The sequence below is a fragment of the Terrabacter sp. Root181 genome, from assembly GCF_001428505.1.
Classification (GTDB): Bacteria; Actinomycetota; Actinomycetes; order Actinomycetales; family Dermatophilaceae; genus Terrabacter.
Genome location: NZ_LMHU01000001.1, coordinates 554,322 through 576,634 on the forward strand (window position 1 = coordinate 554,322; position 22,313 = coordinate 576,634).

Annotated in this window: 17 protein-coding genes; 6 read left to right on the forward strand and 11 right to left on the reverse strand. The window is 73.0% G+C overall.

Features of this window, described 5'->3' with window-relative positions; genetic code table 11:
• The first annotated feature begins 52 nt into the window (after positions 1-52).
• On the forward strand, positions 53-2,152 hold the full coding sequence (locus tag ASD90_RS02550; RefSeq protein WP_235506357.1) for a multicopper oxidase family protein: 2,100 nt from the start codon (positions 53-55) through the stop codon (positions 2,150-2,152).
• Positions 2,153-2,164: 12 nt separating this feature from the next.
• On the opposite strand, the gene ASD90_RS02555 is transcribed toward ASD90_RS02550, so the two are convergent.
• Complete coding sequence (locus tag ASD90_RS02555; protein WP_056751228.1) at positions 2,165-3,052, reverse strand: hypothetical protein; 888 nt, start codon at positions 3,050-3,052, stop codon at positions 2,165-2,167.
• A gap of 119 nt (positions 3,053-3,171) precedes the next feature.
• Here ASD90_RS02555 and ASD90_RS02560 point away from each other — a divergent pair, with 119 nt between their 5' ends.
• Positions 3,172-3,954 (forward strand): isocitrate lyase/phosphoenolpyruvate mutase family protein, encoded by a 783-nt coding sequence (locus ASD90_RS02560; protein WP_056751232.1) that lies wholly within the window; start codon positions 3,172-3,174, stop codon positions 3,952-3,954.
• Between the two features lie 54 nt (positions 3,955-4,008).
• On the opposite strand, the gene ASD90_RS02565 is transcribed toward ASD90_RS02560, so the two are convergent.
• Genes ASD90_RS02565 through ASD90_RS02595 form a run of 7 tightly spaced genes read right to left on the reverse strand, consistent with a single transcriptional unit; the run spans position 4,009 to position 12,503 of the window.
• Positions 4,009-5,295, reverse strand: a complete 1,287-nt coding sequence (locus tag ASD90_RS02565; RefSeq protein ID WP_056751236.1) for a nucleotide sugar dehydrogenase — start codon at positions 5,293-5,295, stop codon at positions 4,009-4,011.
• Positions 5,288-6,502 carry a non-hydrolyzing UDP-N-acetylglucosamine 2-epimerase gene (gene wecB, locus ASD90_RS02570; protein ID WP_056751239.1) on the reverse strand — a complete coding sequence of 405 codons (1,215 nt, stop codon included), beginning with the start codon at positions 6,500-6,502 and terminating at the stop codon, positions 5,288-5,290. The genes ASD90_RS02565 and wecB overlap by 8 nt, the downstream gene beginning before the upstream one ends.
• 14 nt (positions 6,503-6,516) lie before the next feature.
• Entirely contained in the window at positions 6,517-7,773 is a 1,257-nt protein-coding gene (gene wecC, locus ASD90_RS02575; protein ID WP_056751242.1) for a UDP-N-acetyl-D-mannosamine dehydrogenase, read from the reverse strand.
• 18 nt (positions 7,774-7,791) lie between these two features.
• Entirely contained in the window at positions 7,792-8,994 is a 1,203-nt protein-coding gene (locus tag ASD90_RS02580) for a glycosyltransferase (RefSeq protein ID WP_082588435.1), read from the reverse strand.
• Positions 8,991-9,785 (reverse strand): ABC transporter ATP-binding protein, encoded by a 795-nt coding sequence (locus tag ASD90_RS02585; RefSeq protein ID WP_056751246.1) that lies wholly within the window; start codon positions 9,783-9,785, stop codon positions 8,991-8,993. Before ASD90_RS02585 ends, ASD90_RS02580 begins: the two co-directional genes overlap by 4 nt.
• Positions 9,772-10,695 (reverse strand): ABC transporter permease, encoded by a 924-nt coding sequence (locus ASD90_RS02590; RefSeq protein ID WP_056751249.1) that lies wholly within the window; start codon positions 10,693-10,695, stop codon positions 9,772-9,774. The genes ASD90_RS02585 and ASD90_RS02590 overlap by 14 nt, the downstream gene beginning before the upstream one ends.
• The gene (locus ASD90_RS02595) at positions 10,692-12,503 is read right to left on the reverse strand and encodes a glycosyltransferase family 4 protein (RefSeq protein WP_162260167.1); all 1,812 of its coding nucleotides are present in this window, start codon (positions 12,501-12,503) and stop codon (positions 10,692-10,694) included. Before ASD90_RS02595 ends, ASD90_RS02590 begins: the two co-directional genes overlap by 4 nt.
• Before the next feature lie 103 nt (positions 12,504-12,606).
• Between ASD90_RS02595 and ASD90_RS02600 the strand changes: the two genes are divergently transcribed.
• Together ASD90_RS02600 and ASD90_RS02605 are read left to right on the forward strand one after the other, a co-directional pair.
• Positions 12,607-14,487 (forward strand): glycosyltransferase, encoded by a 1,881-nt coding sequence (locus ASD90_RS02600; RefSeq protein ID WP_056751256.1) that lies wholly within the window; start codon positions 12,607-12,609, stop codon positions 14,485-14,487.
• A gap of 12 nt (positions 14,488-14,499) precedes the next feature.
• Positions 14,500-15,714, forward strand: a complete 1,215-nt coding sequence (locus ASD90_RS02605) for a hypothetical protein (RefSeq protein WP_056751259.1) — start codon at positions 14,500-14,502, stop codon at positions 15,712-15,714.
• Here ASD90_RS02605 and ASD90_RS02610 read toward each other — a convergent pair.
• Positions 15,659-18,625 (reverse strand): glycosyltransferase, encoded by a 2,967-nt coding sequence (locus ASD90_RS02610; RefSeq protein WP_056751262.1) that lies wholly within the window; start codon positions 18,623-18,625, stop codon positions 15,659-15,661. The genes ASD90_RS02605 and ASD90_RS02610 overlap by 56 nt on opposite strands.
• Before the next feature lie 82 nt (positions 18,626-18,707).
• On the opposite strand from ASD90_RS02610, the gene ASD90_RS02615 reads away from it, so the two are divergent.
• Positions 18,708-19,577, forward strand: a complete 870-nt coding sequence (locus ASD90_RS02615; RefSeq protein ID WP_056751265.1) for a DNA-formamidopyrimidine glycosylase family protein — start codon at positions 18,708-18,710, stop codon at positions 19,575-19,577.
• Positions 19,578-19,669: 92 nt separating this feature from the next.
• The gene (locus ASD90_RS02620; protein WP_056751266.1) at positions 19,670-20,098 is read left to right on the forward strand and encodes a VOC family protein; all 429 of its coding nucleotides are present in this window, start codon (positions 19,670-19,672) and stop codon (positions 20,096-20,098) included.
• Between the two features lie 24 nt (positions 20,099-20,122).
• Here the strand turns inward: ASD90_RS02620 and ASD90_RS02625 are convergent, their stop codons facing one another.
• Both ASD90_RS02625 and ASD90_RS02630 read right to left on the reverse strand, forming a co-directional pair.
• On the reverse strand, positions 20,123-21,040 hold the full coding sequence (locus tag ASD90_RS02625; RefSeq protein ID WP_056751269.1) for a carbohydrate kinase family protein: 918 nt from the start codon (positions 21,038-21,040) through the stop codon (positions 20,123-20,125).
• 30 nt (positions 21,041-21,070) lie between these two features.
• Positions 21,071-22,309: a hypothetical protein gene (locus tag ASD90_RS02630; RefSeq protein ID WP_235506358.1), complete on the reverse strand. Its 1,239-nt coding sequence runs from the start codon at positions 22,307-22,309 to the stop codon at positions 21,071-21,073.
• Positions 22,310-22,313: the final 4 nt, after the last annotated feature.

Consider the following 22,313-nt stretch of genomic DNA (forward strand, 5'->3'; position numbering starts at 1 on the left):
GCGAGCGGGGACACGCCATTGACCAGTTTCGTCGAACTGGATGGTGAGCACGATGATGGATCCGAAGGACATGGGCCGACTGCAGCTGAGCCGGCGGACGTTCATCAGGGCAGCGGGTGTGGCGGGCGCGGGCTTCGTGCTGTACGTCCATACGCCGGGCGGCACGCCACGTGCCGTCGCAGCGGTTCCGGGCGGGACGCTGGATCCCACGGCCGTCCCGAAGTTCGTGACGCCGCTGCTCATACCGCCCGTCATGCCGCGCGCGGGGACGCTCAAGCTGCCGGGAGGCAAGCCGGCGGACTACTACGAGATCTCGGTGAAGCAGCTCTCGCAGCAGATCCTGCCCGCTGGTCTGCCCGCCACCACCGTCTGGGGCTACGGCGCCGTGACGTCGGCGAGCAAGAGGGGGCTGTTGATCCACCACGCTCCGTCGCTCACGATCGAGTCCAGGTGGGACCGTCCGGTGCGCGTCAAGTGGATCAACGACCTCGTGGACACGAACGGGAGATACCTGCCGCACCTGCTGCCGGTCGACCCCACCCTGCACTGGGCCAACCCGCCCGGTGGCGACGACGGTCGCGACACGCGGCCGACCTTCTCGGACCCGCCGGGGCCGTACACCGGGCCCGTGCCCATGGTGACGCACCTCCACGGCGCGGTCGGCGTCGGTGATGAGAGCGACGGCTATCCCGAGGCGTGGTTCCTGCCGGCGGCGAACAATGTTCCCGCGGGCTACGCGACCGAAGGCACCTGGTACGACTTCTTCGGGAGCAAGGCATCGTCGAGATACGCCGCCACCTGGGGTCCCGGGTTCGCCGTCTTCCAGTACCCGAACGACCAGCGGGAGTCGACGCTCTGGTACCACGACCACACGCTCGGCATGACCCGCCTCAATGTCTACGCAGGACCGGCCGGCTTCTTTCTCGTGAGAGGGGGTCCGCAGGGCGACAAGGCCATCCTCGACAGTCGCTCCGGCGCCACTGCCCTGCTGCCCGGTCCCGCGCCCATCGAGGGAGACAAGTTCCCCCCCAACAAGACCTACTACGAGATCCCGATCGCGGTCCAGGACCGGGCGTTCAACGAGGACGGATCCTTGTTCTACCCCGACAGCCGCGAGTTCTTCGACGGCGCCACGGCCGAGGACCCGGGTTTCGTGCCCCAGACCGACCTCTCGCCGATCTGGAACCCCGAGTTCTTCGGCAACATGATCATGGTCAACGGCAGCACGTGGCCCTTCCAGGTCGTCGAGCGACGCCGCTACCGGCTCCGCTTCCTCAACGGCTGCCAGTCCCGCTTCCTCATCCTCGACTTCGCTGCCATCCCGGGCGTGCAGGTCTGGGCCATCGGCAACGAGGGCGGCTTCCTGGCCGCACCCGTGAACCTGACCGCGACCAACGGCAACCGGCTCCTCATGGGGCTGGCTGAGCGCGCCGACCTGATCGTCGACTTCACGAACGTCCCTCTGGGGAACCACGTCCTGCGGAATGTGGGACCGGATGAACCGTTCGGCGGCGGCGAGCCCGACGAGGACTTCGACGAGGCCGACCCGGCCACGACCGGGCAGGTCCTGCAGCTCCGGGTCGTTCCGGCGGTTGCGCCGGACCCGACGACCCCGCCGCAGTTCCTGGTCCTGCCGCCGATCACTCCGCTGCCCGCCGCGACCAACACGCGCCCCCTGGCCCTCATCGAGATCGCATCGACGTACTGGGACGGGCCGGCCGAGGCGATGTTGGGCTTCCTGGACGAGGACGGCATGCCGGTCCACAAGATGTGGGAGGAACCGGTCAGCGAGAACCCGAAGGTCGGCGACACCGAGATCTGGGAGTTCCACAACTTCACCGCCGACGCCCACCCGATGCACGTCCACGAGACCACGTTCGAGGTGATCAACAGGCAGGCCCTGGTGACGAACGAGGATGGCGAGACCGAGCCCCCGTCCCGGCTCGAGGGCGAACCGCGACCGCCTGAGCCGTGGGAGAGCGGCTTCAAGGACACGGTCATCGCCTACCCGGGCGAGGTGACCCGCATCAAGGCGAGGTTCAACAACCCGGGGCAGTTCGTCTGGCACTGCCACATCGTCGAGCACGAGGACAACGAGATGATGCGGCCCTACCGGATCGGGCCGGTGCAGCAGGGGCAGCCCACGGCGTGAGGGGCCCGCGGCTCAGTCGAAGGTGTCGCCGTCGGCCATCGTCACGGCGCTCGGCGTGGTCGGGCGCCACGCGAGGGACTCCTGCGTGCCCAGCCGTGCGCGCAGAGCCGGCTGGGCGGCATACCACCCGATGAGCTCGGCGAGCTCGTCGGCGCGCAGCCACAGGTAGGCGACGGGGACCGCGACCCGTCCGGGTGTCGGCTGGTCCGTGACGTCGAGGGGCACGTCGACGGGGAAGGTCCGGGCCGCCGAGGCGTCGGTGGCGCCGGCAAGGCCGTGCGCGAGGTCGTCCGGGCGGCCCGTCACGGACTCCCACGGGACGCTCGCCGAGCGCACGCCCCAGCGCAGCTCGATGGCCGAGGGCGTCAGGTAGACCCCGCCCGCCGCGGCGCGACCCAGGACGAACGGCGCCAGCCGGGCGCAGGTAGCGAGGGTGACCAGGCCGAAGACCGTGGCCGCCCAGGGGGCCGGCGCGGTGAGCACGACCATGAAGACGCACCAGGCCACGACGAGGATCGCGTTCGACAGTGGCGTGGCGAACGACGCCCGCGAGCGGAGGACCGCGGTGGACACGGCCCCGGACGGTGCGGGTGAGACCACGAGGCGGCCCGGTCGGCGGCGGCTCCACCACCACCGGGTGACCGCCTCGAGGACCCACACGGCCGCCCCACAGGTCGCCATCGCGAAGGTGCCGACCCCGAGCGCGCGCAGCCAGAGCGGCTCGTCCACGCTGACGACGAGCAGGCCCACGAGCACGCCGGCGGCGGCCGCGAGGACGGCGAGCTCGGCGAGGAGGAGCAGCACGTAGGTGCCGGCGCGCTCCCGGTCGAGCATCCGCCGGATGAACGCCGGACCGTTGCGGGCCCCCCAGGCACCGGCAGCGGCATACGACCCGATCACGACGCGATGCTAGCTGCGGCGGCGGGGGGTCATGGCGCCCTGGCGCCCGGGTACGTCTTCCGACGAGGATGGACTCCCGCCCAGCCCGTCGTCGATGCGCCGACCGAGAGGAACCGGAGATGGACACCGCCGCCACCGCCGCCAAGGCCCACGAGCTCCAGCGCCTGCACCGCGACCCCGAGCTGCTGCTCGTCGTCAACGTCTGGGACGTCATCACCGCCCGCGTCGTCGCCGACACCCCCGGCACGAAGGCCCTGGCCACGGCGAGTCACTCGATCGCAGCCGCCTACGGCTATCCCGACGGCGAGCAGATCCCGCGCGACCTCATGATCGAGGCGGTCGGGCGCATCGCCGCAGCCGTCGACCTGCCCGTGACGGCCGACCTCGAGGCGGGCTACGGAGACGCGGGCGAGACGGTGGCGAGGGCCATCGACGTCGGGATCGTCGGCGCCAACCTCGAGGACCAGATGAAGCCGCTGCCGGATGCTGTACGAGCCGTCGAGGCAGCGGTCGCCGCCGGTGAGCGGGCGGGCATCCCGTTCGTCCTCAACGCCCGCACCGACGCCTTCGTCAAGGCCGGCGACCGCAACCCCGCGGACGTCCTCGCCGAGGCGGTCGAGCGGGGCCGCGCCTTCCTCGACGCCGGCGCGTCGACCTTCTTCGTCCCGGGCAGGCTCGACGAGCCGACGGTGAGCCGCCTCGTCGAGGAGCTGGGGCCGCAGAAGGTCAACGTCATCGGCGTCCCCGGCTCGCTCGACCTCGCCACCCTCCAGCGCCTGGGCGTCGCTCGGGTGTCCTACGGCCCGTGGAGCCAGAACGTGGCACTCACCGCGCTCGCCGCGCTCGCCGAGGACGTCTACGCCGGCGGCGGCCTGCCCGAGGGCACCCGCAAGCTCAACTGAGCCGCCTCGGCACTTCTCCGTGTCGGCGACCACTGCGCGAGAAGCGCGGACGCGTCAGAGGCGCTCGGCGCGAGCGGTGGGGGTGACGACGCCACGGGTGTCGAGGAAGCGTCGCGAGCGCGCCGCGAGGGCGTCGACGTCGTAGTCGCGGTGGTGCTGCAGCAGCACGACGACGTCGGCGTCGGCGACGGCCGCCTCGAGGTCGGCCACCGACGTCGCGGCGTCACCGAGCTCGGAGCCCAGCTCGTCCCAGTGCGCGATGAGTGGGTCGTGGAACGACAGCGCCGCGCCCTGCTCGAGGAGCCGCCGGGCGACCGGGACGGCGGGCGACTCGCGCTGGTCGGCGATGTCGGCCTTGTACGTCACCCCGAGCAGCAGCACCCGGGCCCCGCGTAGGGCCGTGCCGTCGTCGTTGAGCGCGTCCTGAACGCGACGCGCGACGTAGGCGGGCATCGAGGCGTTGATCTCCTGCGCGAGCTCGACGAAGCGGAACGGGTAGCCGAGCCGGGTGCGGACGTTGTGCGACAGGTAGTTCGGGTCGATCGGGATGCAGTGCCCGCCGACGCCCGGACCCGGGTAGAAGGCCTGGAAGCCGAAGGGTTTCGTCCTCGCCGCCGCGATGACCTCCCAGAGGTCGATGTCGAGGTCGTGGCAGAAGCGGGCCATCTCGTTGACGAGGGCGATGTTGATGTGGCGGTAGGTGTTCTCGAGCAGCTTGGCCGTCTCGGCCTCGCGCGTGCCCCGGGTCGGCACCACGGTGTCGACGAAGAGCGAGTAGAAGGCCACGGCGGCGTCGGTGCAGGCGGGCGTGTGCCCGCCGACGACCTTCGGCGTGTTGCTGATGCCGTATGCCGTGTTGCCGGGGTCGACGCGCTCGGGCGAGAACGCGAGGGGGAAGTCCTCGCCGGCCCGCAGGCCGCCGGACTCGAGGATCGGGCGCACCACCTCGTCGGTCGTGCCGGGGTAGGTCGTCGACTCGAGGACGACGAGGGTCCCCGGGGCCAAGTGGCGCGCGAGCTCCGTCATGGCCGACCGCACGGCGGAGAGGTCGGGACCGCCCTCGGAGCCCAGCGGCGTGGGCACGCACACGACGACCGCGGAGGTGTCGGCGAGGCAGGAGGGGTCGGTCGTCGGCTCGAAGCCGGCGCTCACCATCTTCGTGACGTCCTCGTCGGACAGGTCGTCGACGTGCGACCGCCCGCCGGCGAGCGAGGCCACGACGGACGCGCTCGCGTCGAGCCCGGCGACGGACAGCCCCGCGCCGACGGCAGCCTGTGCGAGCGGCAGGCCGACGTAGCCGAGGCCGACGACGACGACGTCGCGCCGCCGACGCTCAGACACGAAGCAGCTCGGCGGAGCTGTCGGACGACGCCTCGGCGGCGTCGCTCGGGTCGAAGTCGGGAGCGCGGTGCCCGAGGCCGAGCAGCTCGGCGATGGCCGCGACCGACCGCTCCGCGGCACGCCCGTCGCCGTAGGGGTTCACGGCATTGGCCATGGCGGAGTAGGCCTCGACGTCGTCGAGCAGCTCCTCGACGGCGGCGCGGATCGTGGCGCCGTCGGTGCCGACGAGGCGGACTGTCCCGGCCTCGACGGCCTCGGGACGCTCGGTGGTGTCGCGCATGACGAGCACGGGTTTGCCGAGGCTCGGAGCCTCCTCCTGCACGCCGCCCGAGTCGGTGAGCACGACGGTCGCCCCGGCGAGCGCGTGCGCGAACTGGTGGTAGTCGAGCGGCTCGGTGAGCAGCACGTTGTCGAGCGACCCGAGCAGCGGCTCGATGACGTCGCGGACGATCGGGTTGCGGTGCATCGGCAGCAGGACCTGCAGGTCGGGGCGGTCGCGGGCCAGGTCGCGGATCGCGGTCATCGTCTCGACCATGCGCTGCCCCCACGACTCGCGACGGTGCGACGTGACGAGGAGCAGGTCCCGGCCGCTCGCCGTGTGGTCGACCGCCTCGGCGACGCGCGGGTCGTCGAACTCGACCGGCTGCGCGGTCGTCCACTGCAGGGCGTCGATGACGGTGTTGCCGGTGACCGGGACCCGCGACCCGTCGATCGACTCGCGGACGAGGTTGGCCTTGGACGTCGCCGTGGGTGCGAGGTGCAGGTCGGCGAGGGGCGCGGTGAGCCTACGGTTCGCCTCCTCGGGGAAGGGCGACCGGACGTCACCCGTGCGCAGGCCGGCCTCGAGGTGCACGACGGGGATGTGCTCGTAGAACGCGGCCAGGCCCGTCGCGAGGACTGTCGTCGTGTCGCCCTGGACGACGACGACGTCGGGACGGGTCTCGCGCAGCAGCGCCGAGGTGGCCAGCACCGTGCGGGCCGTGATCTCGGCCAGGGTCGCGCCGGGCGCCATGAGGTCGAGGTCGTGCGCCGGGCGGATCCCGAAGAGGGCGTTGACCTGGTCGAGCATCTCGCGGTGCTGCCCGGTGACGGCGACGACCGGCTCGATCCGGTCGTCGGCCTCGAGGGCGGCGACGAGGGGCGCCATCTTGATCGCCTCAGGTCGCGTGCCGTAGACGGTCATGACGCGGTGGGGTGCAGGGCTCATGGTCTCGGTCTCCTTCAGCGCCAGAGGCCGCGGGTGTCGACGAGCTCCCGGCCGCGCAGGTCGCCGAGGCTGACGGACCGGAAGGCCGCGTGGTCGACGAGCAGGACGACGACGTCGGCCTCGGCGATGGCCTGCCCGGTCGCGGCGAGCTCGACGTTCGGCAGCGCGGCGAGGGACGCGGGCAGTGCGTCGACGTGCGGCTCGACGGCGAGCACCCGGGTGCCGGGCCGCTCGGTCGCGAGGGTCTCGGTGATCAGGAGGGCGGGCGACTCGCGCAGGTCGTCGATGTCGGCCTTGAAGGCGAGACCGAGGCACGCGACGGTGCCGCCGTCGTCCGCGCGACCGGAGGCCGCCAGCGCGTCGGCCACCTTCCTGACGACGGTGCGCGGTCGGGCGTCGTTGGTCTCGCGGGCGGCCCGGATGATCCGCGCCTGCTCGGGCGCGGCCGAGACGATGAACCACGGGTCGACGGCGATGCAGTGGCCGCCGACGCCGGGGCCGGGCTGGAGGATGTTGACACGCGGGTGGTGGTTGGCCATCGAGATGACCTCCCACACGTCGAGGCCGATGTGCTCGCAGATCTCGGCGAGCTCGTTGGCGAAGGCGATGTTGACGTCGCGGAAGGCGTTCTCCGTCAGCTTGGACATCTCGGCCGACTTCGCGTCGGTGAGGATGATCTCGCCGGTGACGAAGAGCCGGTAGACCTCGGCGGCACGCAGCGCGCACTCGGGCGACAGGCCACCGACGACGCGGTCGTTGGAGAAGATCTCGACCATGATCCGGCCGGGCAGCACCCGCTCGGGGCAGTGCGCGAGGTGGACGTCGGAGATCCCACCCATGTGGGGGAGCTTGAGGTCGGGTCGCAGGTCCGAGATCCACTCGGAGATCAGCTCGGTCGTCCCCGGCGGCGACGTCGACTCCAGGATGACGACCTCGCCGCCGCGCAGCATCGGCGCGATGGCCTCGGTCGCCGAGCGCACGTGCCGCAGGTCCGGCTCGTGGTCGCCGGTGAACGGCGTGGGCACGGCGATGAGGTAGACGGAGGCGTGCGGCATCGTCGTCGTCGCCGTCAGCAGGCCGTCGCCCACCGCCGCGGCGATGGCGACGTCGAGGTTCGGCTCGACGATCGGGACGCGGCCGGCGTTGATCTCCGAGACGGTGCGCTCGTTGACGTCGACGCCGGTGACCCGGAGGCCGTGGCGGGTGAGGGCGGCGCAGGTGGGCAGGCCGATGTAGCCGAGGCCGATGACGGCGATTCCGTCCTCGAACATGGTGGATCTCCTGTGCTGTCAGTGCTGCTGGTGGGTGGCGGGGTGTGCGTAGGTGCTGGGTCGCAGGGCAGGCTCGTGCGCGCCGCGGTGGCGCTGGGCGAGGTCGGTGACGTGGCGCACGAAGTCGCGGCCGATGACGTTCCAGTCGTGGTGCTCGCGGGCGTACGCGTGCCCGGCCCGTCCCAGGGCCGCGCGTCGCTCGGGGTCGCGGGCCAGCTCGATGAGCGCGGCTGCAGTGGCCTCGGCATCGTCGAAGGGCACGACGACCCCGCAGCCGGACCGCTCGACGAGGTCGGCGGCGAGCGGCAGCGGAGTCGTGATGACGGGCAGGCCGTGGGCCATGTACTCGATGACCTTGGTCGGCATCGAGTGCCGGTAGTTGGGCCGGTCCTCGAGCAGCGAGAGCCCGGCGAGCGCGCCGTCGAGCATCGGCAGGGCGCGGGCGCTCGGCACGAAGCCGTGGTGCACGACGTGACCGCACTTGACGCCCCAGTCGAGGGTGTCGGCGGTGCGGGTGTCGCGGGCCCCCCCGATGATCTCGACCTTGACCTCGCCCCGGGTGGCGACCGTGAGCAGTCTTCCGGTCTGCAGGAGGGTCGCCGCGCCGCGGGCCATCGTCAGCGAGCCGAGGTAGACCGCTCGCGACGCCCCGGGCGCAGCCGCCGTGGCCGGGACGCGCACCGTGTTGGGCACGACGACGTGCTCCCGCTCGAAGCGGTCGGCGTACGCGTACTCCGCGAGGATCAGCTCGTGCCGACGCTCCGCGTGCCGCTCGATGGCGCGGGCTGCGCGGGCGAGAGGAGCGCGGGTCCGCGCCGGCACCCAGGGCTTGGCCTCGATGGCGGCGGCGGTGTCCTCGTGGACGTCCCAGACGAGGTTGTCCAGACGCAGACCCGCTGCGGCAGCGACGATCTCGGGGTCGTGGACGAGCACGACGTCGTGGTCCCAGGCCTCGTGGGCGAGCAGCCGTCGGGCTGCCCGGAAGGCCCGGCCGCGGGAGCGTCCGGTGGCGTGAGGAAGGTCGACGGGGCGCAGGCCGGCCACGTCGGGGAGGTCGAGGCCGTGCGCGACGAAGGCGGCGGCATACGTGACCTGCACCCCCGCGTCGAGGAGGGCGCCGATCTCGCGGTGCCGGATGCGAGCGTCCTCGGGGTGGTGCACGACCGTGACGACGAGCGCGCGCAGGGCCCCGTCGCGTCGGGGTGCGGGGTGAGGGCTCACGCGGGAGCCTTCCGGTGGGACTGCTCGTAGGCGCGCACGACCTCGTCGGTCGGCCCGTCCATGACGAGACGGCCCTGCTCCATCCACAGCACGCGGTCGCACGACTCGCGGATCGCGGCGTTGCTGTGGCTGACGAGGAAGACGGTGCTCGCGTCGCGCCGGATCTCGGCGATCCGGTCGCGGCTGCGCGCCTGGAACTCGGCGTCGCCCGTGGCCAGGGCCTCGTCGATCATGAGGATGTCGGGGGCCGCCGCCGTCGAGATCGCGAAGCGCAGCCGCGCGCCCATCCCGGAGGAGTAGGCGCTCATCGGCAGGTTGACGAAGTCACCGATGCCGCTGAAGTCGACGATGTCGTCGTAGCGCTCGCGCACCTGGCGCGGCGTCAGGCCGAGCGCGAGACCGCCGATCATGACGTTCTTCGCGCCGGTCAGGCCCGTGAGCAGGACGGCGTTGACCCCGAGGAGCGACGGTCGCCCGGACGCCCAGACGCGTCCGTTCGTCGGGGGCATGAGCCCGGCGATGGCGCGCAGCAGCGTGCTCTTGCCCGATCCGTTGCGACCGATGATGCCGACGGCCTCGCCGTGGTCGACGACGAACGAGACGTCCTTGACGGCGTGCACCTTGCGCACCGAGCTGACCGGGTTGCGCTTCGTCAGCAGCCGCTCGACGAAGGGCAGCTCGCCGCCCGTGTCGGTGCCCTTCTGCTTGGCGCCGAACACCGTGTAGACGATGTCGAGCCCCGAGCAGACGACGCTCGGACGTGCGGTTGCCCCTGCCTCAGTTGCTTCCATAGCGACCCTCCCCGCGCCAGAAGAAGACGATCCCGGTGATGCTGAGCCCGACTCCCCAGGCCGCGGCCGCGACCCAGCTGCCCCACGTCAGGGGGTACTGGTCCATCAGGGCCTCGCGCGCGGTCGTCATGCTGACCGCGAGCGGCTGGTAGAGCAGCAGGGCGCTGACGAGCCCGTAGCCGGCGTAGTGCGGGATCGAGAAGAAGACGCCCGAGACGTAGCGGGCGAGCCGCACGCCGACGGGCACGAGGTTGGCCGAGTCGCGGGCCGTGTTGACGACGCGGGCGAGGTAGAAGGCGAGGCCCAGGTTGATGAGGCTCTGGAACACGAGCGCGACGGGGAACAGCAGCCAATGCGGCGAGAACGGCTCTCCCGTCAGGGGGATCATGACCATGAGCACGGCGAACGCCGGGACGTTGACGAGGAACTGCGTCAGCGTCACCGAGATGGGCAGCACGGCCCGGGGGAAGCGCAATGCGCGCACGAGCCCGATCTGCCCGACGACGGCCCGCGAGCCGGCGATGATGGCGCTCGCGGAGTAGCCGAAGACGAAGATGCCGATGGTGAGGAACGCGATGTAGTTCGACGTCCCGCCGCGCGTCTTGAGCAGCAGGCCGAAGATCAGGTAGTACGACCCGACGAGGAGCAGCGGGTTGAGCACCGCCCAGAGCTGGCCGAGGTAGTTGTTCTGGTTCGTCGCCCAGGCCTGCGCCGACGACAGGTGCCAGACGAGGTGGCGGTAGCCCCACACCTCGCGGGCGTAGCCGACGAAACCGGGTCGCACGCCGAGCTCCTCGAGGCCGGCACCCCGCGCGAGGGCGGCCGCCTCCTCGGCGGTGAGCCGCGCCGGCTCGGTCCGTGCCTCCGGCGCCTCGACGCTCTCCACCACGCTGCTGCTCCCGATCGTCATGCCGCCACAGCCTGCACCTGCTCGTAGACCTGTCCGTATGCCGCCGCGGCCACCGACCACGTCCGCTCGCTCGCGACGTGGTCGCGTCCCCGGGCCCCGAGCCGACTACGCCGGTCCGGGTCGGAGACGAGCTCGCGCACGGCCTGGGCGAGCAGCTCCGGGTCGGCCTCCGGGACGACGACGCCGCGGTCGGGCCCGACGATCTCGCGCAGGGGCGGGAGGTCGGTCACCACGACGGGGCGCCCGAGTGCCATCGCCTCGACGGGCTTGAGCGGCGGCACGAGCCGCGTGACCGGGGTGGCCCGGCGCGGGAGGCAGAAGACGTCGATGGCCGCGTGGTGCTCGCGGGTGCGGCTGTGCGGCACGCGTCCGGTGAGCACGAAGCGCGTCCTCGTGCCGGACCGGCGCAGCTCGGCGGCCTGTCGGGTCAGTCGGTCGCGGGCCGGTCCGTCACCCACGACGAGGACGACGAGCCGTGCGTCGTCGAGGAGTGCGCCCGCGTCGAGGAGCACGTCGATGCCCTCGTACGCGTTGAGCGTCGACACGGTGCCCACGACGACGTCGTCGGGTCCGATGCCGAGCGCCTCGCGCACGGGGCCGCCGTCGACGGCCTCGGTGAGAAGGGCGTCGGGCACACAGTTGCCGATGACGTGGACCCGCGAGGCGTCGACGCCCCGGGCGACGACGTCGTCGCGCATGCTGCGAGACAGGGTCACGACGGCGTCGGCGAGGGAGAGGCAGCGGGTCTCCGTCTCGCGGGTCCAGCGGTAGAAGTCGCTGTCGGCGTCGCCGCCGCGCGTGCGCCAGGTCTCCTCGAGGAAGCCGCGCGCCTCGTAGACGACGGGTACCCCGAGGCGCCGACCCGCGAGCAGGGCGGCCTGGGCGTTGACGTGCCTGGAGTGCGCGTGGAGGACGTCGGCACCCACGGAACGGCCGAGCGCGGCGACCGTGGCGGCATACGCCTGCAGGTGGCGGTCGGGCAGGTCGAGGCGGCGTCCGGCACCGAGGTCGCGGTGGTAGGGCACGCCCGCGAGCGTCGTGAACGGGGCTGCCCCCAGGTGACCCTGGGCGACGGGGAAGCCGGGGGGCGTGCACACGTGCGCCTCGATCCCGGCGGCGCGCTGGCCCTCGACGAGTCCCTGGGTGCGCACCGTGTAGCCGGCCTGCACCTCGGGCAGCGCGTTCGTGACGACGTGGACGACGCGGCTGTGGCCGGCCGCCTCCCGCGTCGGGCGCGGGCCGATGGCGTCGGCCGCGAGGACGGCCAGGGCCTCACCGGTCAGGACGGAGCGCTCGCCGACGAGCCAGCGGCGGTGCGCTCGGGCCGCGGGGTTGCGCAGCCCCTCGAGGGCACGCTGCGCACCGCTGACGTCACCGGCGGCGTGCGCGAGGTACGCGGCGGACGACCCCCGGGGCACGGCTGCGACGACGGCTGCGCCACGGTCGATCCCGGCCAGCTGGCCCGTCGCGGCGGCAGCAGCGAGGAGGCGCTGCGCCCGTCGTGGACCGGCACCCCGCAGCTCGTCCGTGAGACGACGCCGCGCCAGGTCGCGCTGTCCGGAGGCGGCTGCCGCGATGACCGAGAGCGGTCCCCGACTGCGTCGGCTCAGCTCGCGCCGCGCTCCGGCGGGCAGCACACGGGCGCCGACCCAGACCGCCTGCCACGGGTTGCGGGCGAGGTGGGCGCGGGCCACGCACGCGGCGACGGGGAGGTTCGCGACGAGCAGCGCCGTCGTGGTCGGGACGTCACCAAGTGTTCGGCTCCCCGTTGCATCGCGTGGACCGGGGGCGCCAAGAGCGGATGCCACACTGGCGCCGAGTCTGGAGGTCACGCACCGAACGTTGCAGTCCCACTCCCAACGGCGGACCGGCCCGGGCGGAACGTCAGTCGAACAGAGAGAGAAGTTTGTGGTGAACACGCGGCAGCGGTTGCTGTCTGACCTCGACCGGGCACGGACCGCGGCAGTGCGGGCGGCGCGGGATCCCCAAGCGCGCGAAGCTCTTCCGCGCAAGGTGCGCAAGGAGGTCGAGCGTCGCCTGCCGCGCGTGCGCTCGGCCCGGCTACGCGTCGACCTGCCGCAGCCCGAGGTCCCGAGCGGACCGGTGGCGCGCCCGGACGTCGTCGCGGCCGTGGTCCTCGACGACTTCTCGCGGCTCGCCCTCGGCTACGAGTGGGTCCAGGTCTGCGTCACGCCACAGGACTGGCGCGACCAGCTCACCGCCAGGCCCGTCGACGTCCTCTTCGTCGAGTCGGCGTGGAACGGCAACGGCGGCACGTGGCGCCTTGCGATGACGACGGACGGCGGCCCGTCCCAGGCGCTGCGCGACCTCGTCGAGCACTGCCGCGCGACCGGAGTGCCCACGGTCTTCTGGAACAAGGAGGACCCGCCCAACTACGACCTCTTCGTCGAGACGGCGCGGCTCTTCGACCACGTGTTCACCGTCGACGCGGGGCGCATCCCCGACTACGAGCGGGACCTCGGTCACACGCGGATCGGCTTGCTGCCCTTCGGTGCCCAGCCTCGCATCCACACGCCTGTGCGTCAGGGAGCCGGCCGCAGCCGCGAGGTCGCCTTCGCCGGCAGCTACTTCGCCGACAAGCACGACGAGCGCCGCGCGCAGATGGCCTACGTCCTCGAGCCGGCGCTGCCGCTCGGGCTCGAGGTCTTCTCGCGCCTGGCCGGGCGTGACCCGCGCTACCAGTTCCCGAGGGCGTATGCCGCCGCGCTCGTCGGGAGCCTGCCGTACCGTCGGATGCTCGGCGCCTACACGGCCTACAAGGTCTTCCTCAACGTCAACTCGGTCACCGAGTCGCCGACGATGTGTGCCCGACGCCTCTTCGAGCTCTCGGCCGCGCAGACGCCCGTGCTGTCCGGGCCGGCGGCGTCGATCGACCCCTTCTTCGGCGACACGGTCCGGGTGACGCACGGGGCCGAGGAGACGACGCGTGAGCTGCGGGCGCTGCTCCAGCACGAGGACTACCGCGACCGGATCGGCCTCCGGGCCCACCGCCGGGTGCTCGACGCCCACACCTACGGCCACCGCGTCGACAGCGTGCTCGCGGCCGTCGGGCTCGAGACGCCGGCGCGAGACCTCGGCATCTCCGCGGTGGTCCCGACGATGCGTCCCGGGCAGGTCGACCACGTGCTGGGTTTCCTTGCGGCACAAGCCCACCAGGACGTCGAGCTCGTCCTCGTGACCCACGGCTTCGAGGTGGGGCGGGACGACGTGCGGCGTCGGGCCGAGTCGGCCGGTCTCGACCCGGCACGCGTCGTCGTCGTGTCGCGCCCCTCGACCGACACCCTCGGCGCGTGCATGAACGCCGGCGTCGACGCGGCCACTGGTCGCTACGTCGCGAAGATGGACGACGACAACGTCTACGCGGAGCACTACCTCGGCGACCTCGTCCGCGCCTTCGACTACACCGATGCTGCCGTCGTCGGGAAGTGGGCGCACTACGCGCACCTCACGGCGACCGGGGCGACGCTCCTGCGCTTCCCCGACGCGGAGCACCGCTACGTCGACCTCGTCCAGGGCGGGACGCTGCTGCTCGAGCGCGACCTCGCCCGACGCCTGCGGTTCGAGGACCTGCCGCGCCGGGTCGACACGACCTTCCTCGACAAGGTGCGAGCCGAGGGCGGCCGCGTCTACTCGACCGACCGCTTCAACTTCGTGTCCGTGCGCGCGTCGAACCCGGACGGCCACACGTGGCCGATCTCGGACGTCGAGCTCCTCTCTCGCCGTGGGGTGCTCGCCTTCCACGGCGACCCCACCGTCCACGTCACCGTCTGAGAGCTGGTCCACGTGCCCGTACCTGCCCGGCGCCTCGTCGCCTCCTACTGCTTCCCGCCCTACAGCGACACCGCCGCCGTCGTCGCGGCCAAGCGGGTCCACGACCGGGGCGAGCCCGTCGACGTCATCTGCAACGCGATGGACTCGATCCGCCACCAGGACCCGGACCTCGTCCAGCTCTGCGGCGGTCTCGTCCGACGCTTCGCCGCCGTGCCGTCGCGCACGGCCTTCAGCTCGTGGGGTTCGATCGTCGACTACCAGCACCTCGGACTGGAGACCTTCCTCCGATGGGAGTCGCTGCAAGGGCAGTACGAGTCCGTCTACAGCAGAGCGCAGTTCGCGGCGTCCCACTTCCTCGCGGTCGCGCTGAAGACGGCCCGCCCTGCCATCCGGTGGGACGCCGAGTTCTCCGACCCGCTGTCGCACGACGTCCTCGGCCAGGTGCGCGCCGCCCCGGCCCACGACGACCGGACCCTGGCCCGGCTGCGGTCGGCCGTCGAGGCGGCCGGCTACCGGCCGCCGACCGGCCTCAACGCCTTCGAGTGGTGCGAGGTCGCGGCCTTCGCCCTCGCCGACTCGGTGATGTTCACCAACACCCGTCAGCGCGACTTCATGCTCGAGAGCTGCCACGACCGCGAGCTCGCTGCCCGGGCCGAGCGAGTGGCTGTCGTGTCGCCGCACCCGACGCCGCCGGCCGCCCTCTACGACGCGAAACCGTCTGCGCACCAGCTCGACCCGGGCCGTCGGCACATCGGCTACTTCGGCAACTTCTACGCCAACCGAGGCGTCTCGGGTGTGCTCGACGCCCTGGCACTGCTGCCGCGCGAGTCCCGGGACCGCGTGGTGCTCCACGTCTTCACCTCGAAGCCGGAGGAGCTGCACGACGTCGTCGTCGCCCGTGGTCTCGCCGACTGCGTCCGCGTCGGACCCTTCGTCGGCTACCTCGAGTTCCTCGCGCTCTCACGCCGGATGGACTGCCTCCTCGTCAACGACGCGGTGAGCCCGCCCGGCGCGCCGAACCCCTTCCTGCCCTCGAAGTGGAGCGACTACCGCGGCAGCGGCACCCGGGTCTGGGGAGTCGTCGAGGAGGGCAGTGCCCTCGACGAGCAGCCGCTCGACCACCGCTCGCCGATCGAGCACGTCAGTGCGGCCGTGCAGGTGCTCCGCCGGATCAGCGCTCTCCCAGCACGATCCGGCGCAGCCACTCTGCCGAGTCCGTCCCGCTGAAGCGCTCGCGCACCGTGTCGACGGTGCGTCCGCTCGCGTCGTCCCACGTGCCGGAGCCGCTGATCCGCAGGATGCGATCGGCGGCCTCGGCGGGGGTGGTGGCCACCCAGTCGCCGGGGAAGAGTCCGGTCGCACCTCCGATGCCGGCATACACCGGCCAGTCGCGCACGACCGGGACGGCGCCGCTCGCGGCCATCTCGACGAGGCCGATGTGGAAGCCCTCGCGGCGGCTCGAGCTGACGGCCCAGCCGACCTCGCGGAGGTGCTCGGGCAGGCGCGTGGTGTAGCCGACGAAGTCGACGCCGTCGCCGACGAGCGGGTCGGCCATCCGGGCGTGGAAGGCGCGGGCGGCGTCGCGCTCGACGGGGTTCGGGTTGTCGACCGCGAAGTCGGCGCCGATGAGGCGCAGCCGCCAGCGGGGGTCCTGCCGGCGCAGCTCGGCGAGCACGTCGAGGGTCCAGAGGGGGTCCTTGACCTGCTGCGCCCAGCCGACCATGCCGAGCGTCGTGCGGGCGGCCTCGGACTTGGGCCGGACGTAGCGCTCGACGTCGACGGGGTTGGCGACGACGTGCTGGCGTATGCCGTCCAGACGGCCGCCCAGCGCCGCCGCGGCCGCGCGCCGCAGGTGGTCGCTCGGGAAGATGACGTCGTCGACCTTGTCCCACTCGGCGGTGTGCAGCCAGGCGCTGAGGGTGTCGACGCCGTGGAGGCGGACGACGACGCGGGTCCCCTCCGGCACGACCTGCGTGACCCAGGTGAGGCCCTTGTCGGCCCAGTCGACGAAGACGACGTCGGCCGAGAGCGCCTCGGCGGTGGCGAGGTCGAGGGCCGGCGGGTGCCCTGTCGCGGCGAGCAGCCGCTCGCGCACCGTCACCGGGTCGACGCCGGTGTTGGCGAAGCGCTTCTGCCGGGCGGCCAGGTCGAGCACCTCGACATCGGCGTGGTCGGAGAGGCCGGCGACGACGGCGGTGGCGAACTTCGGGTAGGCGCCCGGCAGCACGGTGACGCTCGGGCGGGTGCTCCCGGGAGCCCGGGACGGTCGCGGCTGGCGGACCGTCGGGCTCGTCGTCCGGCGGCCGAGCAGGCGACCGACCTCGGTCTCGCGCAGGGGAGCGAGGAAGGTGTCGGGCTCCGACACGATCGCCGAGCGGGTCTCTGCCGTGTGCAGCCGCCGGGTGAAGAGCAGGTCGAGCGCCACCGTGGTGAGGAAGGCGGCGCGGTCGAGGTCGCCGTCGGCCAGGGCCTCGTCGGCCTCGCGCATCGTGGCGCCGGCGGCGCCGACCACGTCAACCGCCCCGGGGTCGGTCCCGGTCAGCACGGACCGGAGGGCCGCGAGCGCCGGGTGCCCGAGCGGGCCGAAGACGGCCTCGCGGTCCTCGAGCAGCTGGCCGGCCGCCTCGAGCCGGCCGGCCCGCAGCAGGCGGTAGGCGACCATGGTCCACAGCTCGGGGTCGAGCCCGGCGCGGGTGCGTGAGGCGTCGTCGCGCAGCAGTCGGGACGCCCGGCGGGCGGCATGGGCGTCGGCGAGCGAGCCGCGCAGCTGGCTCGCGGCCGTGCGCAGCACGAGACCGGCGAGCTCGGGCGCGCCGACGGCCGGGCTGTCGTCGCGCCACGTGCGCAGCAGGGTCGAGCCGGCGCGGTCGAGGACGACGCGCGTGCCCGGCTCGGCGAGGAGCGCGGCCGCCCGCGTGTCGACGCGGGCGTAGGCCGGCGCCGCGAGCCGGGCGGGCACGAGCTCGGGGAGGGCGCGACGGCCCAGGCGCAGGCCCTCCTGCGACGCGCGGAGCGCGAGCCGACGGCTGCGGGGCGCACCGGCGGTGACGCGGGACTCGATCCACCCGAGGGACGTGGGGAGCACCTCCACCCGGTGGGTCTCGGGGAGCTTCCGCAGGCTCTGCTTGAGCCGCCCGCGGTAGTGCAGGACGCGTATGCCGTGCCCGCTGCGGGCGAGGAAGCCGAGCATCCGGGCGTGCTCGTTGACGGACCCCGCGCTGCCCGCGACGACGACGAGCGACCGGGCGCCGGACGGCTGGGTGAGGAAGAGGCCGAAGCCGTCGGCCGTCCCGTCGACGTGGCTGGGCGCCAAGGACGTGAGGCCGACGATGCCCGCGTCACGGAGGGCTCCCTCGACGTGGGCGCGGCCGTCGGGGTGGAGCCCGGCGACGCGTCGCAGGTCGGCGAGCTCCGAGGCCACGAGCGCGTTCGTCACGGCGCTGCGGTCGACCGGGTCCGCCTGGGTCCCGGTGGTCAGGGCCGTGAGGACGGACAGGTGGGCCCGGACGGCCGCCTCGGGGTCGACGTCGACGGGTGCGCCGGGGTCGTCGACGCGCGTGTGGAGCGGCGCGGGTGTCAGGTCGAGCTCGGCGAACTGGCGGTCGAACCGGCTGAGCAGGTGGCCGTGGAGCACCGTGTCCTCGCTGCCGCACAGCCCCCCGACGAACGGGGTGTCGGCGAGCCACCGCGTCGGGTAGAGCCTCCCGCCGCGACCCCGCAGGCTCTCGGCGGCGAGGTGTGGCGCGACGTGCCGTGGGGCGTCGTCGCCCGCCGGCGTGGTGGCGACGACGATGCGCTCGGGGTGGCGGGCGGCATACAACGTCTCGAGGTGGGTCGGCGCGAGGGTGTCGGTGCCGTCGACGAACGTCGTCCACGGCGCTCGCGCGAGCCCGACGCCGACGTTGCGGGTGGCCGCGGACGATGCGGCCACGGCGTCGACGAGCTCGACCTCGTGGCCGGCCAGCGGTCCTCGCGTCACGCGCTCGACGGCATCACGGGCGCTCGACCCGGCCCCGTGGACCACGACGACGACCTCGAACCGGTCGGCCGGGAGGGTCTGGGCCGCCAGCGCACCGAGGCACGCGGCCACCCGGTCGCAGGAGCCGTGGGCGGACACCACGACGGAGAGGTCACGCACCCGGCGAACGTAGTCAGACGATGTGAATAGGCTGGACGGAGCCGCGACCGCGGGGGTGAACGACCGGTGACGAGGAGGTGGCGTGCCCGAGGGAGACACCGTGTGGCGCACCGCCACCCGCCTCGACGAGGCCCTGGCCGGCCGCGAGATCGTCGAGTCCGACCTGCGCTGGCCCGACATCTCGACCGCGGACCTCACCGGCCGCACGACGCTCGCGGTGGTCAGCCGCGGCAAGCACCTGCTGCACCGCATCGAGGGCGGGCTGACCCTGCACTCGCACCTGCGCATGGAGGGCCAGTGGCGCGTCGAGGCGACGCGGGGGCTGTCGCCCCGGTGGCGCCGCAACCCGCAGCTGCGCGCCCTCGTCGCTGCGCCGGACTGGACCGCACTGGGGCTGCGTCTCGGCATGCTCGACCTCGTGCCGACCGCCCGCGAGGGTGACGTCGTCGGACACCTCGGGCCCGACGTGCTCGGCCCGGACTGGGACCTGGTGCTCGCCGTCGACCACGTCGCCGGCGCCCGGGTCCCGATCGGGCAGGCGCTGCTCGACCAGCGCAACCTCGCCGGCATCGGCACGATGTGGTGCGCCGAGACGCTCTTCCTCGAGCGGGTGCCCCCGTGGAGCCTCGCCGACGAGCTGGGCCGCGAGACCGTCGAGCGGGTCGTGTCCCGCGCCCACCGTCTCATCGACAACGGCCGCCGTCGCGCCGTGCAGTCGAGCACCGGCAGCCCGCGCCTCGACGAGGCCCACTACGTCCACGCCCGCAGCGGCCGGCCCTGCCGACGCTGTGGCGCGACGGTGCGCGTCGCGATGATCGGCGAGCCCACGCGGGAGCGCACGATGTTCTACTGCCCCGGCTGCCAGGGCGGCCTGGCACCGACCGACGACGGCCGGCCCCAGGCACCCCTCGGCTCGAACCGCGGTGCGAAGCGCTCGCGACGCTCCTCCTGAGCGGTGGGCGTCGGTGCCCACCGAACGCAACCACGTGTCGGCGGTCGGTCCTAGGGTGTTTGGGACCGCAGCACTTCGAGAGGAGCACGGCCATGGCATCCCGCCTCAACCCCTACATCGGTTTCAAGGACAACGCCCGAGCGGCGATGGAGTTCTACAGGTCCGTCTTCGGCGGCGAGCTCGTCGTCTCGACGTTCGGCGAGTTCGGTGACAACGGTCCCAGCGCCGACAACGTCATGCACGCACAGCTCGAGACGCCGAGCGGCTACACGATCATGGCGTCCGACACCCCCGAGCAGATGCCCTACCAGCCGGGCACCAACATCTCCGTCAGCCTGAGCGGCGACGACAGCGACGAGCTGCACGGCTACTGGGACAAGCTCGCCGATGGTGGCACCGTCATGATGCCCCTCGAGAAGCAGGCGTGGGGCGACGAGTTCGGCATGCTGACCGACCAGTTCGGCATCGGCTGGATGGTCAACATCGGCAGCGGGCAGCCCGACGAGGCACCGACGGGGTGACATCGGGCGGGTCCGGTCGGGAGCTCAGTCCCGGCCGGGGCCGCCGTAGTGGCGCGCCAGCTGACGGGTGAGCTCGTCCGGACCGATGAGGCTCGAGTGCGTGCCCGCGGTGCCGCACGCCCACGCGCCCGCCACGGTCCCGGCCCGTGCCGCCGCGCGGGCGTCGCCGCCGGCGAGCCACGCGTGCAGGAACGCCGAGACGTACGCGTCGCCCGCTCCGTTGGAGTCCACGGCCGGGCGGCCTTCGATGTCGACGGCGGACACGGCGAACGACCCGCCCTCGCGCACCGTCACCCGGCTGCCGCGGGCGCCGTCCATGACGACGACGAGCCGCGCCCGCCCGCGGTCGAGGACGTCGGAGACGACGTCGTCCTCGACGCCGTCGAGGCGCGAGCCCGACACGAAGACGAGGTCGGCGGCATACGCGAACGGCCGGTGGTGCGGGTTGCGCCCGTCCCAGTCGTGCAGGTCGGTCGAGCTCGTGGCCCCCGCGGCCGTGGCGTCCTCGAGGGCACCGACGGTCCACGGCATGATCGAGGCGTGCACGTGCCGCGCCTCCGCGAGCGGGCCGCGCCAGAGCGCCGGGTCGGGTGCGAGGTCGTAGGGGTGGCGCGGGTCGTAGAAGGACATGCGGCGGCCGGTGGCGTCGACGAGGTTCACCGCCCGACGGGTGCCGCTCTCGTGGACGACGTGCTCGAAGCGGAGGCCCTCGGCGGCGAACCGGTCGAGGAGCATCCGGCCCTCGTGGTCGTCGCCGATGACGTCGACGAAGAGCGTGCCGAGGCCGAGGCGGTGGCAGCCGAGGGCGACACCGCTGCCCGTGTGGCCCACGACGGTGTCGATCGGCGGGACGACGTGCGAGTCGGCGAAGGGGACCGGCAGGGCGTCGACGCGCACGATGGTGTCGACGCCGGCACCGCCGACGACGAGGACGTCAGTCATCACGGCCTCATTGTGCACGGCCGGGCGCGATCAGGGGCGCGTGACGCTGAGCAGACCGAGGCACATCTCGTCGGTCGTGCCCTCGCCCCAGACGACGTAGCGCTCGGGCAGGCCCTGCAGGTCGGGAAGCTTGTCGCGCCAGGCCTGGTCGTGGGTGCAGCTGACCCGGATCGAGTCACCGGGACGGATCGCCGTCGCAGGGATCGGGACCGACCCCTGGTTGTCGAAGTCCCAGACCTTGATGTCGAGGAGCGTCTTCGCCTTCGCCGTGTCCGGGTTGAGCTCGATGCGCAGCGACGAGCCGAGCAGGTGCATGTGGCCGGCCACGGCGCGGATCGTCGCGGGTTGGTCGACGCGGCGCGTGCACGACTGGGTGGCGCCCGGGGTCGGGATGAGGGTGCCGTTGCAGACGAGCAGCAGTCCGTTGACGATGCGTGACGACATCGGGCCGAAGCGCTCGGTGACGTCGGCGACCGCCGCCTCGCGGTCGCAAAGCGGACCGGACTTGCCTGCGCGACAAGGCAGCTCGACCGGCGCCGGGTAGAGCATCGTCTCGAGCGGCTTGAGCTTCGGCGAGGCGGACAGGCGCAGCTGGACGGACGTGCGGTCGGGCGTCACGCCGTGCCGGAGGTTGTAGTGGACCTGCATGACGAGGAGGGAGCCGCGCTGCAGGGGGATGCCGACGTCGGCCGGCAGGACGTTCGCGCGGCCGCCCGGGGCCCACGCGCCCACCCATGGGGCGTCGTCAAGGCTGGCGCCGCGCGACCCGAGGCCGGTGCCGCCGAAGCAGGTCCAGCCGTTGCCGCCCGACTCGGCGTCCTTGGCTCGGGCGGCCGCCGCGGCCGACGGCGGCACGCGGAAGAGGATGACGTGGTGCACCTCCTGCGGCTGGCCCGGCGCGATGTCGAAGCCGGTCACGAACTCGTCGCGGGTGACCTCGGGGTCGAGGACGAAGCACCGGTAGTCGTCGGTGCCGGTCGTCGGCGCCTTCGGCGTGTAGGACACCGGGGACGTCACGGTCCGCATCGACTCGCCGGCTCGCAGCGCCGCCGGCTTGGCCGGGCCGACGGGCTTCGCGGCGTGGCCGGTGGCAGCCGTCGTCGGGTGGTCGGTGGCGCCCACCGAGTGCCCGGCCGCGTGCCCCTCGAGCCGGGCCTGGGCGGCCGGGTTCGGGGAGCCGCAGCCCGCCACGAGCAGGGCGATCGCCGCGACGGCCGCCGCGACCGCCGGGGTCGCCCGCATCGCTGGCCGGCCGCGTCGAGTCCTCATCCCT

What these genes read in the sequence shown, in the direction of transcription:
- ASD90_RS02625 (WP_056751269.1), bottom strand. Translation starts at nt 21,040, where the DNA reads ATGACTGACGTCCTCGTCGTCGGCGGTGCCGGCGTCGACACCATCGTG.
- ASD90_RS02560 (WP_056751232.1), top strand. Translation starts at nt 3,172, where the DNA reads ATGGACACCGCCGCCACCGCCGCCAAGGCCCACGAGCTCCAGCGCCTG.
- ASD90_RS02585 (WP_056751246.1), bottom strand. Translation starts at nt 9,785, where the DNA reads ATGGAAGCAACTGAGGCAGGGGCAACCGCACGTCCGAGCGTCGTCTGC.
- ASD90_RS02550 (WP_235506357.1), top strand. Translation starts at nt 53, where the DNA reads ATGATGGATCCGAAGGACATGGGCCGACTGCAGCTGAGCCGGCGGACG.
- wecC (WP_056751242.1), bottom strand. Translation starts at nt 7,773, where the DNA reads ATGTTCGAGGACGGAATCGCCGTCATCGGCCTCGGCTACATCGGCCTG.
- ASD90_RS02630 (WP_235506358.1), bottom strand. Translation starts at nt 22,309, where the DNA reads ATGAGGACTCGACGCGGCCGGCCAGCGATGCGGGCGACCCCGGCGGTC.
- wecB (WP_056751239.1), bottom strand. Translation starts at nt 6,502, where the DNA reads ATGAGCCCTGCACCCCACCGCGTCATGACCGTCTACGGCACGCGACCT.
- ASD90_RS02590 (WP_056751249.1), bottom strand. Translation starts at nt 10,695, where the DNA reads ATGACGATCGGGAGCAGCAGCGTGGTGGAGAGCGTCGAGGCGCCGGAG.
- ASD90_RS02620 (WP_056751266.1), top strand. Translation starts at nt 19,670, where the DNA reads ATGGCATCCCGCCTCAACCCCTACATCGGTTTCAAGGACAACGCCCGA.